Genomic DNA, 14,155 nt, shown 5'->3' on the forward strand with positions numbered 1-14,155 from the left:
TCATAGGGTCCTACAGATTTTTCCAACAATCCTGAAAATTCATACGCTTATGACTAAAGGCCTATGAGACACTTTGACGCGAGACGCCGAAAACCGGATTTCAGGGCGATGCAATTTTGAAAGAGCGAGCCGTCATTTTGACGTGCCATTTCCAAGTAGGAAAGCGCCCTCTTAGCCGCCCTTAATTTCCACCAAGCAGGCCTCCTGCACCGCGCTGTTGCTTGCGCACGCGGCCCGGCATCCATCGTTTGGCGAAATTGAGCTTCTTTGCCGTTTTCCCGACAAGGTAATGCAGCTCATCGCCGTGGACCGCGTCCCACACGGTTTTGGCAACCTCTTCAACCGGGGTGATCTCAAGGCCCGCCTCTTGAACGCGTGTGCGCACTTGCTCATTCTCGCCGCGGTGCCCTGTGCCATCCAAAAGCGGCGTTTCGATAAAGCTGGGGCAGATCGAGGAGACCTTGATCCCATCACCAGCCCATTCCGCATCGAGGCTTTCAGCAATCCCGCGCACGGCAAATTTGGTGGCGGAGTACACGCTCATGCCAGACCCGCCGGTGATACCAGCCGCGCTTGCGGTGTTGACGAGGGCAGAGCCCGGCGCTGCCGCCTTGAGGTGGGGGTATGCGGCCTGCGCCCCGTAAAGCACCCCGCGCAGATTGATGTCGAGGCACGCGTCGATCTCGTCTTTTTCAAGCTCGGCCAACGGACCGCCTGTGCCGATCCCGGCATTGTTGAACATGACGTCGATGCGCCCGCCTGCGGCCTCGCTTGCGGATTGCAGAGCCTCATCCCACGCATCGCGGTCGCGCACGTCGAGCTTGTGAGAATGCTTGGCATCTCCTTCGATAAGGCCCAGCGTTTCCTCAAGCCCCGCCATATTGACGTCGGTCACGGTGACGAACCACCCGCGTACAGCAAAGTACACCGCGACCGCGCGGCCAATGCCCGACGCGCCGCCGGTGATGAAAATGTGGCGCTTACCCTGTGATCCCGAAGTCATTTGCCTCTCTCCATAAACAAATCGCCCCGAGGGTTACCCCGAGGCGATCTGTTTGTCAGCAATGTCGCAACTGGAAGTGGGTGATTATCCGCCCAGCGCGTCCTCAAGACCCTTCACGTGCTCTGCGCCTTCGACGATTTCAGCCGTCGACGGGGCAAGCACATCGCCAAGTGGTTCAGAACGCCCGCCGATGCATTCCGACAGGAAATTCTCGGCCACTGCGAAGAAGGAGATATTGTTGGAAGGTTTGGCAAAACCGTGGCCCTCATCAGGATACAAGACATAGGTCACAGGGATGCCCGCTTCCTTCATCGCGCCTACGATCTGGTCGCTTTCCGCCTGTTTCACGCGCGGGTCGTTTGCGCCTTGCGCGATCAGCAGCGGCTTGACGATCTGGTCAGCCTTATAAAGCGGGCTTGCCGCTTTCAGCAGAGCCAGGCCTTCTTCGGTGTTCGGATCGCCCATACGGGTGTGGAACATCTTCACCAAAGGCGCCCAATAGGGCGGGATGGTTTCCAGCAGGGTTTCCAGATTGGACGGGCCAACAATATCGACACCGCAGGCGAATTTGTCCGGTGTGAAAGTCAGGCCAGCCAGCGTTGCATAGCCGCCGTATGAGCCGCCCATGATCGCAACCTTGTCTGGCAATGCCACACCTTCATTGATCGCCCAATCGGTCGCATCGATAAGGTCATCGTGCATTTTCAGGCCCCATTCCATGTTGCCTGCGTTGAGGAAATCTTTGCCAAAACCGGTTGAGCCACGGAAGTTCACCGAAAGCACCGCATAACCGCGATTGGCGAGCATTTGGTGGATCGAATTGAACCCGTAACTGTCGCGCGCCCAAGGGCCGCCGTGGACCAGCAGGACCATCGGAACCGCCTCGTCAGGCGTGCCATCGCCATCGCTGTCGCTGCCAACGGGCAAGGTCAGGTAAGAAGGCAGGGTGAGCCCGTCGCGGCTGGTGATTTCACGCGGGTGCATGGGTTGCAACGGCATTCCCTCAAGCTCTGGCCGCGAGGTGTAGAACGGGGTGAGCGTCTCAGCATCGCGGTCATAGATATAGGTCGCACTCGGCGCGGTCAGCGGGTCGTTCCAGACGATCCATGTGCGGTCGTCATCGGTGCGGCTGGAGATGCCAAAATCGCCATCAAGTTTTCCATCGAGCCAGTTGAGGGCCGCGCCAAGCTCTTCGTCAATCGCGGTCCATTTGTTTTGCAAATAGTTGACCGAATAGGCTTCGACGACGCCGGTTTTCGGGTCGCGGATGGTGCCACCAAGGTCGGCTTTGTCGTCTTGCGCAATTAGCGTCTTTTCGCCGGTTGCGGTGTCCTGCGCAAACAGGGCCGCAGTGTTGCGGCCCCGGCTGTCGAGCCAATAAAGGATCGACCCATCGGTGGTGTAACCCGCAGGCGCCGTGGTCAGCGAATCTTCCATCGCGGTGGTTTCAAACGGCTCCGCCGACACTTCGTTGTTCTCGATATTGAAGTAGTCCGTGCCGCCTTCGGCATTCTGACGCATCGCCATGCGCAGCGTCAGAGTGTCATCAGCCATAAAACCGGCATAGCCGTTGTTTTCATAAACAAGGGTCAGCTCACCAGTGGTGATGTCGAGCATATGCACGTCGTGGAACTGCGGATTGCGGTTGTTGACGCCAAGAAGGACCTTGTCCTTGATCGTCTCAGACGCGCCGACGATCTGGATACGGGTGTTCTCGAACGGAGTGACGGTTTTCTCTTCCAGCGTATCGAGGTCGATTTGATAAAGCAGGAAGTTTTCATCCCCACCCTTGTCCTGAACATACATGATGCTCTTGCCGTCGGGCGCCCAGAAATACTGGCGGATCGGGCGGTCGGTTGAGGTGGTGATGACTTTGCCTTCATTCGGCTTGTCGCGTGTCGTCACCCAGATGTTGAGCACGCCGTCTTTGGGCGCAAGCCAGCTGAGCATCTTGCCATCGGGGCTGATTTGACCCGCAGCGCGCGTGGGGTTCCCAAACAGCGCATCACGCGGGATCAGAGGAGCATTTTCAGCGGTCGTTGTCATATGGTGTCCATTATGTGCAGCGTGGTTATCAGCAGCTGGCGCGCTGGCGGTGGTCCCAGCCGTTGTAAGCGCCGGTAGTGTCAAAAGCGCAGCCGCAGCAGTGGTGGCAAGCAGCTTTGTCGTTTTTGTAAGCGCGGATTGAGAGAGTGCAGACATTGTAGGCCCTCCTTTAAGTTTCAAGTTTAAGGCAAGTTGTCCCGTAATTGAATGCAACGAAGCTACACATGGGTGCAGGCGGCGCAAGTGCGCTTTGTCGGAAGCGATGGGCGGTTTGTCGGCTGCCTAAAGCGCCGGATTGGCGTAAAAGTGCCAGGTGAACAGCGCCATGCTGGACCGGTGCGGGGACCATGGATCGCCAAGCTGGCGGCACTCTTTCTCCTTGGGGCGCTCGCCCAGGTCCAACAGACGCTTCACCCCCTCTTGCACGGCGAGGTCACCGGCGGGCCAGATGTCAGTGCGGCCTTCTGCGAACATCAGGTAAATCTCCGCTGACCACCGGCCAATGCCCTTGATCTGGGTGAGCTCGGCAATCGCCTCTTCGTCGCCATCGGGCAGGGCATCGAAATCGACCACGCCTGCCTCGACCAGCTCGCACAATGACCGCGCATACCCCTGTTTCTGGCGCGATAGACCGCAGGCGCGCAGCGTGTCGAAATCGCGCTTCAACAGGCAAGAGGTTGTGAAATCCTCGCCCAGTTCCGCCTCCAGCTTGCCCCACATGGATGTGGCGGCTGCAACCGACACCTGCTGGCCCACAATGGTGCGCAGCATCGTCTTGTAACCGGTTGCCCGAACGCGTGGTTCAGGATAGCCGATGCGGGCAAGCTCTTCGCCAACGCGCGCATCTTTGGCCGCCAACGCATCCAGTTCCGCTTTCAGTATTGTCTCGCTCAGACCCACTCGGGTTTCCCTTCCATCTTGCACTTGGCACCGGAAGTATCTAGCTGAGCGCCAAGAAAACCCAAGCGCGCATTCTTGCGCTCAATGTTGTCACAAGGACCAACGCACTATGCCAAAGCTTATCGTCACCAACCGCGACGGCGAAACCAGCGAAATCGAAGTGGAAGATGGCCTGACCGTAATGGAAGCGGTTCGTGACAATGGCTTTGACGAATTGCTCGCGCTGTGCGGTGGTTGCTGCTCATGCGCGACCTGTCACGTTTATGTCGACGAGGCTCCTGCTGAAATTCCTGCGATGAGCGAAGACGAAGATGACCTGCTGGAATCGTCCGATCACCGCAAGGAAACCTCGCGCCTCTCCTGCCAGATCGCGCTTGCTCCTGTGCTTGATGGGATGAAGATCACCATCGCACCAGAAGACTGATAGCGCAGACTGATAGCGTAGACGAATTGAAGCGCTTGAAGGTTTATGTTGATTGCAGGGGGCACCGCGCCCCTCTATTTCGAGAGCCATGAACATCACCAAACCTTTTGGCGACACGCTCGCCCTCATTGGCAATACCCCGCTTGTGCGCCTTCAAGGGGCGAGCAAGGCGGCTGGCTGCGACATTTGGGGCAAGTGCGAATTTGCCAACCCCGGCTCCAGCGTAAAGGACCGCGCGGCGCTTTACATGATCCGCGATGCAGAGGCGCGCGGCGAATTGAAACCGGGCGGCACTGTCATCGAAGGCACGGCTGGTAACACCGGCATCGGCATTGCTCTGGTCGCGAATGCGCTGGGCTACAAGACGATCATCGTCATGCCCGACAACCAGTCCAAAGAGAAAATGGACACGCTGCGGGCATTGGGTGCACAGCTGGTTCTGGTGCCGCCAACCAAATACGCCGATCAAAACCACTTCCAGCACGTCTCGCGCCGCATGGCCGAAGAAACAGATGGCGCGATCTGGGCGGGGCAGTTCGACAATGTCGCTAACCGCCGCGCGCATATCGAAGGCACTGCGCCCGAATTGTGGGAGCAAACGAACGGCAAAATCTCCGGCTTTACCTGCGCAGCAGGAACCGGCGGCACGATTGCCGGTGTTGGCATGGGATTGAAGGAAAAGAACCCCGATATCCGCATCGCTTTAACCGATCCGCATGGCGCAGCGCTCTACAGCTATTTCGCCACCGGAGAGCTTAAATCCGAAGGGTCGTCTGTGGCCGAAGGCATCGGACAGGGGCGCATCACCGCCAACCTCGAAGGCGCGCCGATTGATACCCAGTTCCGCATTTCCGATGAAACCGGCATGGAGTGGGTCAAACAACTCCTTCGCGAAGAAGGATTGTGCCTTGGCCTTTCGAGCGGGATCAATGTTGCGGGCGCGATTGAGCTGGGCAAGCAATTGGTCGCAGACGGCCACGAAAATCCGCAAGTGGCGACCATCCTTTGTGACACAGGTTTCCGCTATCTTTCAACGCTTTATAATGCCAAATGGTTGGCTGAAAAGGGTCTGCCTGTGTTCGATTGGCTTGAGGAATAGGACGCTCAAACGCAGGCGGGGTGACCGCATGGCGCAAAGGGCTGTGAGGCAACGCAATCGACACGAGAGGGATTGGGCGCTAACTATGGCGCCATGAACACTGGAAAACTCCAAGATCAAATGGATGCTGCAAAAGATGACGCGCCTCTGGACGGCGCGCCCTTGGGCGGCACAAAGGCCGAAGCCACACAGCGTTTGCAAATCGGCCTTTTCGGCCTTGTCTCGATGGTGCTTTTGATCGGCCTTGCGACCATTATCGGCAATCAGGCCGATCGCACTCAGGAAAGCGCCGTGCCAGACGCCGCGCCCACAACCGAACCAGCCGAAACGTCGCAACAACGCGACCCGCTGGCCAGCGCGGGCATCGTGCCTGATATTCCGGCAGAACCGACACCTGGCGCATCGGCCACGCCGGGCGCATCGGGAGCAGCCGGTCAGCAAGGAGAGGGCCAACCGGTTGAGGATGTGGGCCCACGCGGCAATGGATCGCCGCCTGCCAGCAATGCGCCTAAAAACTAACGCCGTAATCGCGTTTCTGGGCGCAGCGTTGCTGTGCGGATGCGGCGCACCATCAAGCGATGCAGAAATCGCTTCCGAAACTGACGCTGCAAGTGGCGCCGCAGGCACCACCAGCCGAGGGCCAAAACCGCAATTGGGATTGATGACAAGCCTGCCGCTGTATTGGCCGATTGATGCCGATTTTGGCGCGCTCGCTTCGGGTGAGGCAGGTGTGCCATCGCAGCGCGGCGCGTTTGAGGCGACGCACGAATTGGTGCTGCTCGATACGCTGTCTCCAATCGCGGGGATGACGGCGGATGATGCTGAGACAGACCCGCTTGCCAAGCTTGATTACCTTGCTGTGATACAGCCGCGCGTTCTGACCCCTGCCGATAATGTCGCGCTTGATAAATGGGTGCGGGCGGGGGGGCAGCTGTTGCTCGTGCTCGATCCGTTATTGGATGGACATTACCCTTTGCCCCTTGGCGATCCGCGGCGTCCGGTCGAAGCGGCGCTTATCCCGCCGGTTCTGGCGCGCTGGGGCCTTGAGCTGCGCTTTGATGAAACGCAGGAGCGCCGCGTGGGAGCATTTGATCTTCGCGGGATTGATATTCCGATGGCGCTGTCGGGTGAGCTTCGGGAAATCGCGGGAACAGGTGCCGATTGCGAGCTTGTGGGTGGGGGCGTTATGGCCCGGTGCCAGCTGGGCGAAGGGCGGTTGACCGTTCTGGCCGATGCAGAGGCGTTCAAGGATATGGGCGACCCGCATCGCGCAAACGATAACACCCATCAACACGGCGGTGAGCCCCACAAAAGCACCGCACAAACCCCGGTTATACAGGCACTTGTTGGTTTTGCTTTCGAAACCAAGTGACCTTGGCTACCCTTGGGGATAATACGGGAAATCATTAGCTATTGAATTCGACTCCTTGGTTGTGACCGGGGATTTGGCGGGAATCATGCTGAATTGGCCCTAAAATGACGGGAATTAGGGGGAATCCCTTGGTTGGCTTGAGTGGTTTTCATCAGATTTTACATGATAAAAATTAAAGTTAATCAGATATTTACCGTTTAATCCCGTGAATTCCCTACAAAAGCCCTTCCCAGTGGCTGCCTTCCCCGATATGTCTTGGTGCCATCAAACATGCCGAATTGCCCCGCGTCACTGATCCAAGTGGGCGCGCCGCCCCCGTTTGCGCGGTGGCGGCGATGGGTAAGTCGTGACTGATCGGCCTGTTTGATTGGGGCCCATTGATTTGGGTGTGCGTGACGGGAGGCTGGGTGGCCCTCCTCACGCAAAATGAGGAGTGGGACGGGCCGTGGCAATGCCGCACAGATATAACGGACAAGCCTATTCGCCTGCTGGCGATAAGGGCCGTTATGTGCTGCCTCCTGCCTTTCGCAAGGTTGTGAAGGAAAGCTCCGGCGGCTCCAAAACCCTCTGCCTTGCGGTGCATGACCGTTATAACTGTCTCATTGGTTTCGGTTTGAGCCACACCGAGGGCTTCGACGAACAGATCGAAAAAGAAGAAGAGCGCGCGGTTCGCCGCAACGAAGATTTCGACGCCGATGCGCGCGCGGCGCAACTTTATGGCTTTGAGCAGGTGCCCTTCGACGACAGCGGCCGCTTCATTATGCCTGAGACTTTCCGCGATCTCGATCTTGCGGGCGATGGCCTTTATTTTCATGGGTCCGGCAAATTCTTCATGGTGTGGAAGCCTGAAGAGCTTGAAGCGATGGGCAGTGAATTTCGCGGTGCCAAGGCGTCGTGCAAGGCGCAAATGGCCAAGTTAGCGGCAAAAGGGGGCAAGAAATGACCCTCGTGCCCACATCCGCGCCTCACATTCCCGTTCTGCTCGATGAAGTGGTCGCCGCAATTGCGCCCACTAACGGTATGTCGATCATTGACGCGACCTTTGGTGCAGGCGGCTATTCGCGCGCCCTGCTGGCAAGCGGTGCGCGTGTGTATGCCTTTGACCGCGACCCCAATGCAATCCGCGATGGTCAGGCGATGGTTGCCGAGTTCGACGGGCGGCTTTCCTTGCACCCTGAACGCTTTGCCCAAATGCGTGAGGAAATGGAGCGCATTGGCGTGCCGCAGGTTGACGCGGTCGTCATGGATATCGGCGTTTCTTCCATGCAATTGGATCAGGCCGAGCGCGGCTTTGCCTTTAGCAGCGATGGCCCGCTTGATATGCGCATGAGCCAGGACGGCGAAAGCGCCGCAGATTTCCTCAACACCGCCGACGAAAGCGCGATTGCCGACGTGCTGTATCAATATGGCGAAGAGCGCCAGTCGCGCCGGGTTGCCAGAGCAATTGTGGCGGCGCGTCCGTTGGAGACGACAGGCGAATTTGCCCGCGTCGTGCGCCGCGCATTGGGTCACAAGCCGCACGACAAGAAAGACCCTGCAACCCGCAGTTTTCAGGCGGTTCGCATTCATGTGAACGATGAACTGGGCGAACTTCGCGCAGGGCTTGCCGCGGCGGAATTGCTCTTGAAAGAGGGCGGTAAGCTTGCAGTTGTCAGTTTTCACAGCCTCGAGGACCGACTGGTCAAGCGCTTCTTCAAAGAGGCGTCTGGCGCGGGCAGGGCGGTGTCGCGCCATTTGCCCGGCGAAATGCCCGGACCAGCGCCAACCTTCACCAAAGTCTCCAAGGCGATCCGCCCCTCAGAGGCTGAAATTGCCCGCAACCCGCGCTCCCGTTCCTCCATTCTGCGTCACGCAATTCGCACTTGCGCTCCAGCTCACGAAAGGACATCGCTATGATCGCATCTGGTTCTCGCATTCGTCAGATCGGCTGGGCTGCGGTGCTTGCAGCGTGTGTGGCCTTGTTTGCGCTCCTCAGCTTTCAGGTGCAGACCGTGAAAAGCGAAGTGCTTCTGGCAGAGCGTCAGATTATCTCGCTTGAACGCGATGTCTTGATGCTGGAAACCGAATTTCAAACCCGCGCAAGCCAGCGCCAGCTTGCCGAATGGAACACGATTGAGCTTGGGTATAAAGCGCCGCGCGCTGACCAATATCTTGATAACAATCGCCAATTGGCAAGCCTTGGCCAGGATGTCCGGCCTGATGCACCTTCGCCCATCCGCGTGGCGCGCGCGCAATTGTCGGCGGCCGACAAGGGACCAGGCGATATGCGTTCGCCTGTGACAGGGGAGCCAGTGACGCTGGCTTCTGCCAATACGGGCGAGGATGCAGGCGCGATATTTGCCGATGCTTTTGGCGAATTTCTAACCGACACATCGCCCATCCGCCCCGCTAATGCGAAAACGCCGCCTTCTCGCGGAGCAGAGCCTGCGGTTCTGCTTGGTGAGGTGCGTCAATGAATACGGTAGCCCTTTCCGGAGGGCTTGGAGCACAGGCGCGCGCCCGCGATTTCGGGGCCAATGATTTTGCAACTGGTGTCGGCTCAGGCTCACAGCAGGCACAGCCGCGCCCTGATACAGCCGTTCCAGCAGGCGTTCCAGCAGCCGTTCCAGCAGGCAATCCAGCAGGCCGCATTCACTCTGCACACATGCGTTCTTCCTTTCTGGTTGTTGCCCGAACACGGCTCCTTCTTCTGATGGGCTGTTTTGCGCTTGTGGCGGTGATTGCGCTTCTTCGCGTGGGGTATCTGGGCTTTGTGGGGTCCGCCCCGGCGCAGCCGAGCCTTACCGAAGCATTGCTTCCCCCGCGCGGCGAGATCACTGATCGCAACGGCACGCCTTTGGCGCGCAATTTTCCTGCCTATGCCCTGTGGTTCAACCCAGAGGCGATGGGCGATGATGGCGCGCCCCTTGTCAAACCGCCTGCCGAGGTTGCGGCCAAGCTCAAGGCCATTTTCCCTGATTTGAATGTGGCCCGCACGATCCGTGTGCTTTCGTCAAAACGAGGCGGATACATTCTCCCGCGTATCCTTCCCGAGGATGCGAACAAGGTGATGAACCTGGGCGAGATTGCCCTTGAAGTGCCGCGCGAATTTGACCGCCATTATCCGCAAGGGGCATTGGGCGCACACGTCCTTGGCTTTGTGCGCGAAAATGATGCGGGCAAAACGCAAGGCGCGTTCGGGATGGAGCAAGTGCTGGACGAACAGCTTGCCTCTGCCGACCTTCGCGGCGAGCCGGTTCCGATTTCGATTGACCTTCGCGTGCAAGGCGCGCTCGAGGATGAGCTTGGCAAGGGGATGCTTGCCACCGATGCAAAAGGCGCGGCGGGCATTGTCCTTGATGTGGATACAGGCGAAGTTCTGGCCATGGCATCGTTGCCGTCTTTTGATCCAAACCTGTCGGATGCACACAGTTCGCCCAATATCTATAACCGCGTGACCAATGGCGTTTACGAGCTTGGTTCTACCTTCAAGCCGATTACCATTGCCGCTGCGATCGACGGCGGGGTTGTTCGCAATCTTCGCAAGGAATGGAGCGCATCCAACGTCGAGATTGCAGGACGCAAAATCCGCGATCTCCACCCCAAGGGCGCGACGCTTAACGTGCCGGAAAGCCTGGTGTATTCGTCCAACACTGTGACCGCGCGTGTCGCCGATGAGCTGGGTGAGGAAGCCATGCGCAAGGTCATGCTCGACCTGCAAATGAACCAGCGTCCCCAAATCGAGCTTCAGGCGAAAGGCCGCCCGATCTGGCCGCAGGAATTGCCCAATGGCAAATGGTCGCGCATCACCAATATGACGGTCAGCTATGGCCACGGGATCGCGGTGACGCCGCTGCACCTTGCCAATGCCTATGCCGCGATGGTCAATGGCGGGATCTGGCGCCCAGCGACCTTGCGCAAAATCGAAGCGGGCAAAGCGCCCAAGGGCAAGCGCGTGTTCAAGGCCTCAACCTCCTCGCGGATGCGCCAGATGCTGCGCATGATCGCGATGTATGGCACCGGTCGCAGCGCCGATGCACCCGGATACCGCGTGGGCGGCAAGACGGGTTCTGCGGAAAAAGCGGGACGGGGCGGGTATCGTCAGACCTCGCTAATCACCACCTTTGCCGCCGCGTTTCCGATGGATCGCCCGCGTTATGTCGTCGTGACTTTGCTGGACGAACCGCGCGGCACCGTAGCCGCAAGCGGGGCACGCACCGCAGCGTTTAACGCAGCGCCGATTGTGAAAGAGCTGGTGCCGCGAATTGGTCCGATGCTGGGTGTGCGCCCGGATGCAAACCGCGACGTTGATATTTCGGATCTGCGATATCTGGTGGAGGGTCGCCGATGAAGCTGGGGGCATTACTCGAACGGGCGGGGCTGGATATAAAAGCCGGTGCGGACACGTCCGTCACCGGCTTTGCCATTGACCACCGCAAAGTCGCGCCGGGCACTGTGTTTGGTGCGTTTCGCGGTGCGAAGTTTAACGCCGAGGACTTTATCCCGGCTGCGATTGAGGCAGGCGCGGTTGCGGTAATCGCATCGCACGAGGCCAAGGTCGAAGGCGCGCTGCACATCGCCAGCGACGAGCCGCGCCAGACCTTCGCGCAGATGGCGGCAGGGTTCTTTACCCCTGTGCCCGGCACTGTCGTTGCGGTCACCGGTACCAATGGCAAAACCAGCGTGTCGGAGATGACCCGCCAGATCTGGCGCATGTGCGGAGAGCGTGCGGCTAGCATCGGGACATTGGGTGTAACCACTCCCGATGGTAGCGTCTCCACCGGGCTCACTACGCCCGATATTGTAACATTTCTCAGTAATATGAGTGGTTTGGCGCGCGAGGGCGTGACCCATGTTGCCTATGAGGCATCGAGCCACGGCCTTTCGCAATTCCGCAACGAAGGCCTGCGCGTGAAGGCCGGGGCTTTTACGAATTTAAGCCGCGACCACCTCGATTATCATGGCACGATGGAAGAGTATTTCGGCTGCAAGATGCGCCTGTTTGCCGAAGTCGTGGAATCGGGTGGCCACGCGGTCATCTGGCAGGGCGATGACGAAAACGAATGGACACAAAGCGCGGTTGCCAGTGCAAAAGCGGGCGGACTGAATACCTTTACGGTCGGTGATCGAGGCGAAAACTTGCGCCTTGTTGGCCGCGAGGCAAGCCAGCTTGGTCAGATGCTTGAGATTGAGCATGAGGGCACAGTGCGCAGCGTCAAACTGCCCCTGATCGGGGCGTATCAGGCAGCGAATGCGCTTGTGGCCGCTGGCCTTGCGATTGTGACCGGGGCGGATGTTGGTCTGGTTTTCGATGCGATCTCGCGGCTTCAACCTGTTCGCGGACGGTTGGAGCGGGCTTGTATCACGGCATCGGGCGCGCCTGCCTATGTCGATTATGCGCATACGCCGGACGCGTTGGAAGCCGCGATTGCTGCGCTGCGCCCGCATGTTGGCGCAAAAGGTCGCTTGATCATGGTGTTTGGCGCAGGCGGTGACCGTGACACAGGCAAGCGCGCGCCGATGGGCGAGGTGGCCACGAAAAACGCCGACCTTGCAATCGTCACCGACGACAACCCGCGCGGCGAAGATCCTGCGGACATCCGCGCGGCAGTCCTTGCAGGAGCAGGCGGCGCAGACCATGTGCGTTCAATCGCAGGACGGCGCGAAGCCATAGCAGCGGCGATTGCCGAAGCAGGCGCAAACGACATCATCCTCATCGCCGGAAAAGGCCATGAGCAAGGACAGATAATCGGATCTGGAGAGACAATGCAGGTTTTGCCGTTCGACGATGTGGAAGTGGCGCGTGAATGCGCAGCGGCCCCGGCTCAAAGTGGGGTTTCGGCATGAGCGCGCGTCACGCTTTATTGCACCAATGGCCAGCGGACCCGCGTGATGCGCTTCCGCTTGCCTTGTGGGATGCGCCCTCGATTGAGGCGGCGACCGGGGGGCGCGCAAGCCATCAGTTTCAGGCATCCGGCGTCGAAATGGACAGCCGCGATGTACGCCCCGGCGACCTGTTTATCGCTCTTAAAGGCGAGGCGATGGATGGGCACAAGTTCCTGCCCGCAGCCTTTACCAAAGGGGCGGTGGCCGCAATCGTGGACCGCCCGGTCGATTATCCTCATGTCCTTGTAAAAGACACTACGCAGGCGCTTCACGCGCTTGCCCACTACGCCCGCGACCGGGGTAAGGCTGTGCGCATTGGGGTGACGGGTTCGGTCGGCAAAACCGGCGTCAAAGAGGCGATCTTTGCTGCGCTTGACCGGTCCAGCAGAGGCGCTGCCCACCGCAGCGTGAGGAGCTATAACAACCACGTCGGCGTCCCGCTCAGCCTTGCACGTATGCCAGCGCGCGCGAAATATGGCGTGTTTGAAATGGGCATGAACCACGAGGGCGAAATCGCGCCTTTGTCCGCTCATGTCCGCCCGCATGTGGCTCTCATTACGACGATTGCGCCGGCTCACATTGAAAATCTCGGCAGCATGGAAGCGATTGCGGACGAAAAGTCGCAGATTTTCACCGGCCTTATGCCCGGCGGCACCGCTATTATTCCAGCGGACAGCGATTACGCGCCGCGCATGATTGCGAACGCCAAGGCGATGGGCGTCACAATCGTCACCTTTGGCCGCAGCGCTGATGCCGATGTGCGCCTGATCGACGCTATCCCAAGCGCCAATGGTGGTTCCCTTGTGACGGCGCAATTGGGGTCAGGCCTTTCAGCGGCGCGGCTTTGCTTCACCGTCGCAGAGCCGGGTGAGCATTGGGTTTCCAACGCTCTGGGCGTGATCGCAGCCGTGCGCGCAGCGGGCGGTGATCTGGGCGCTGCAGGCCTTGCACTGGCTGAAATGGGCGGCCTTAAGGGACGCGGTGCACGCCTTGAAATCGAGGCAGCTGGCGGCAAGGCGCTGATGATCGATGAAAGCTATAATGCGAACCCTGCATCCATGCGGGCAACGCTCAAAGCGCTTGGCCAAACCCCTGCGCTTCGCCGGATCGCAGTATTGGGTTCAATGAAAGAATTGGGCGATTTTGCCCCCGATTTTCACCGTCAACTGGCAGAGCCACTCGTCAAGGAAGGCATCGACCACGTGATTCTTGTTGGCGAAGAAATGCGCGCACTTGCAGGCGAGTTGGGGAGAAGAAGCGGCGATGCGCTTGGCTTTAAGCCCACGTTCTACCATTGCAGTACACCCGGGGAAGCAATCGAGGCGCTAGACGCGTTTGGATTGACCCACGGCGACACTGTTCTGGTCAAGGGTTCCAATTCGGTCGGCCTTGGCGGACTTGTCTCACATTACACGAGCAATGCCTCCACACGGGGCGGCTGAGGGA

The 14,155-nt window shown here is 59.2% G+C and carries 13 protein-coding genes; 10 read left to right on the forward strand and 3 right to left on the reverse strand.

Features of this window, described 5'->3' with window-relative positions; all coding sequences use genetic code 11:
• Positions 1-181 precede the first annotated feature (181 nt).
• The 3 genes from EH31_RS09130 to EH31_RS09140 all read right to left on the reverse strand — a co-directional run bounded on the left by EH31_RS09130 (position 182) and on the right by EH31_RS09140 (position 3,949).
• On the reverse strand, positions 182-1,003 hold the full coding sequence (locus EH31_RS09130; RefSeq protein WP_034959838.1) for an SDR family oxidoreductase: 822 nt from the start codon (positions 1,001-1,003) through the stop codon (positions 182-184).
• A gap of 84 nt (positions 1,004-1,087) precedes the next feature.
• Entirely contained in the window at positions 1,088-3,205 is a 2,118-nt protein-coding gene (locus tag EH31_RS09135) for an alpha/beta fold hydrolase (RefSeq protein ID WP_081853322.1), read from the reverse strand.
• A gap of 126 nt (positions 3,206-3,331) precedes the next feature.
• Positions 3,332-3,949, reverse strand: a complete 618-nt coding sequence (locus tag EH31_RS09140; protein WP_034959839.1) for a DNA-3-methyladenine glycosylase family protein — start codon at positions 3,947-3,949, stop codon at positions 3,332-3,334.
• A 109-nt stretch (positions 3,950-4,058) separates the two neighbouring features.
• Between EH31_RS09140 and EH31_RS09145 the strand changes: the two genes are divergently transcribed.
• The 10 genes from EH31_RS09145 to EH31_RS09190 all read left to right on the forward strand — a co-directional run bounded on the left by EH31_RS09145 (position 4,059) and on the right by EH31_RS09190 (position 14,151).
• Entirely contained in the window at positions 4,059-4,373 is a 315-nt protein-coding gene (locus EH31_RS09145) for a 2Fe-2S iron-sulfur cluster-binding protein (protein WP_034959840.1), read from the forward strand.
• An 88-nt stretch (positions 4,374-4,461) separates the two neighbouring features.
• Positions 4,462-5,472: a cysteine synthase A gene (locus tag EH31_RS09150; protein WP_034959841.1), complete on the forward strand. Its 1,011-nt coding sequence runs from the start codon at positions 4,462-4,464 to the stop codon at positions 5,470-5,472.
• Positions 5,473-5,592: 120 nt separating this feature from the next.
• Complete coding sequence (locus EH31_RS16905; RefSeq protein ID WP_206742020.1) at positions 5,593-5,991, forward strand: hypothetical protein; 399 nt, start codon at positions 5,593-5,595, stop codon at positions 5,989-5,991.
• Complete coding sequence (locus EH31_RS09160) at positions 5,975-6,844, forward strand: hypothetical protein (RefSeq protein WP_051699100.1); 870 nt, start codon at positions 5,975-5,977, stop codon at positions 6,842-6,844. Before EH31_RS16905 ends, EH31_RS09160 begins: the two co-directional genes overlap by 17 nt.
• A gap of 451 nt (positions 6,845-7,295) precedes the next feature.
• On the forward strand, positions 7,296-7,787 hold the full coding sequence (locus EH31_RS09165; RefSeq protein WP_034959842.1) for a division/cell wall cluster transcriptional repressor MraZ: 492 nt from the start codon (positions 7,296-7,298) through the stop codon (positions 7,785-7,787).
• The gene (gene rsmH / locus EH31_RS09170; protein WP_034959843.1) at positions 7,784-8,740 is read left to right on the forward strand and encodes a 16S rRNA (cytosine(1402)-N(4))-methyltransferase RsmH; all 957 of its coding nucleotides are present in this window, start codon (positions 7,784-7,786) and stop codon (positions 8,738-8,740) included. The genes EH31_RS09165 and rsmH overlap by 4 nt, the downstream gene beginning before the upstream one ends.
• The gene (locus EH31_RS09175; RefSeq protein WP_034959844.1) at positions 8,737-9,300 is read left to right on the forward strand and encodes a hypothetical protein; all 564 of its coding nucleotides are present in this window, start codon (positions 8,737-8,739) and stop codon (positions 9,298-9,300) included. Before rsmH ends, EH31_RS09175 begins: the two co-directional genes overlap by 4 nt.
• A 188-nt stretch (positions 9,301-9,488) precedes the next feature.
• Entirely contained in the window at positions 9,489-11,174 is a 1,686-nt protein-coding gene (locus EH31_RS09180) for a peptidoglycan D,D-transpeptidase FtsI family protein (protein ID WP_051699159.1), read from the forward strand.
• A complete protein-coding gene (locus EH31_RS09185; RefSeq protein ID WP_034959845.1) occupies positions 11,171-12,670 on the forward strand; it encodes a UDP-N-acetylmuramoyl-L-alanyl-D-glutamate--2,6-diaminopimelate ligase in 1,500 nt (499 codons plus the stop codon). Before EH31_RS09180 ends, EH31_RS09185 begins: the two co-directional genes overlap by 4 nt.
• Positions 12,667-14,151 carry a UDP-N-acetylmuramoyl-tripeptide--D-alanyl-D-alanine ligase gene (locus tag EH31_RS09190; protein ID WP_034959846.1) on the forward strand — a complete coding sequence of 495 codons (1,485 nt, stop codon included), beginning with the start codon at positions 12,667-12,669 and terminating at the stop codon, positions 14,149-14,151. The genes EH31_RS09185 and EH31_RS09190 overlap by 4 nt, the downstream gene beginning before the upstream one ends.
• Positions 14,152-14,155: the final 4 nt, after the last annotated feature.

The sequence above is a fragment of the Erythrobacter longus genome, from assembly GCF_000715015.1.
Classification (GTDB): domain Bacteria; phylum Pseudomonadota; class Alphaproteobacteria; order Sphingomonadales; family Sphingomonadaceae; genus Erythrobacter; species Erythrobacter longus.

Coding starts and splice junctions, on each gene's coding strand:
- EH31_RS09160 (WP_051699100.1), top strand. CDS start 5,975: ATGCGCCTAAAAACTAACGCCGTAATCGCGTTTCTGGGCGCAGCGTTG.
- EH31_RS09150 (WP_034959841.1), top strand. CDS start 4,462: ATGAACATCACCAAACCTTTTGGCGACACGCTCGCCCTCATTGGCAAT.
- EH31_RS09175 (WP_034959844.1), top strand. CDS start 8,737: ATGATCGCATCTGGTTCTCGCATTCGTCAGATCGGCTGGGCTGCGGTG.
- EH31_RS09145 (WP_034959840.1), top strand. CDS start 4,059: ATGCCAAAGCTTATCGTCACCAACCGCGACGGCGAAACCAGCGAAATC.
- EH31_RS09185 (WP_034959845.1), top strand. CDS start 11,171: ATGAAGCTGGGGGCATTACTCGAACGGGCGGGGCTGGATATAAAAGCC.
- EH31_RS09165 (WP_034959842.1), top strand. CDS start 7,296: ATGCCGCACAGATATAACGGACAAGCCTATTCGCCTGCTGGCGATAAG.
- rsmH (WP_034959843.1), top strand. CDS start 7,784: ATGACCCTCGTGCCCACATCCGCGCCTCACATTCCCGTTCTGCTCGAT.
- EH31_RS09180 (WP_051699159.1), top strand. CDS start 9,489: ATGCGTTCTTCCTTTCTGGTTGTTGCCCGAACACGGCTCCTTCTTCTG.
- EH31_RS16905 (WP_206742020.1), top strand. CDS start 5,593: ATGGATGCTGCAAAAGATGACGCGCCTCTGGACGGCGCGCCCTTGGGC.
- EH31_RS09130 (WP_034959838.1), bottom strand. CDS start 1,003: ATGACTTCGGGATCACAGGGTAAGCGCCACATTTTCATCACCGGCGGC.
- EH31_RS09135 (WP_081853322.1), bottom strand. CDS start 3,205: ATGTCTGCACTCTCTCAATCCGCGCTTACAAAAACGACAAAGCTGCTT.
- EH31_RS09190 (WP_034959846.1), top strand. CDS start 12,667: ATGAGCGCGCGTCACGCTTTATTGCACCAATGGCCAGCGGACCCGCGT.